The organism is Pseudomonas sp. yb_9, from assembly GCF_043103635.1.
Taxonomy (GTDB): domain Bacteria; phylum Pseudomonadota; class Gammaproteobacteria; order Pseudomonadales; family Pseudomonadaceae; genus Aquipseudomonas; species Aquipseudomonas monteilii.
On sequence record NZ_JBICKA010000042.1, the window covers coordinates 1 to 391 of the forward strand.

General features: G+C 66.5%; 1 protein-coding gene. It reads left to right on the forward strand.

Features of this window, described 5'->3' with window-relative positions:
- Nucleotides 1-391, forward strand: a 391-nt coding sequence (locus ACF8MI_RS10855) for an Ig-like domain-containing protein (RefSeq protein ID WP_392517491.1), incomplete at both ends; no start/stop codon positions are given.

Below are 391 nucleotides of genomic sequence, written 5' to 3' on the forward strand. Positions count from 1 at the left end.
CCGACCGGTGTGTTCAGCATCAACCTCAACCCGCCGCAAGTAGACGGCGAAGTGCTGCAGGCCACCGCCACCGATGCAGCAGGCAACATCTCCACAGCCAGCTCGGTCACCGCACCGGATATCGACGGTGTCGATACCACGCCACCCGCAGCACCAACCGATCTGGTGATCGGCGTGGCCGGTAGCCAACTGAGTGGCCGTGGCGAAGCCGGCACCAGCGTGCAGGTCCGTGATGCCGCCGGCAATGTCATCGCGACCGGCACAGTGGGTGCAGACGGCACCTTCACCCTCACCCTGGCCCCTGCCGTGATCGACGGCAGCAGCCTGCAAGTCACCCTGACCGATGCTGCAGGCAACGTGTCGCAGCCGGGCTCGGTGACCTCCACCGACC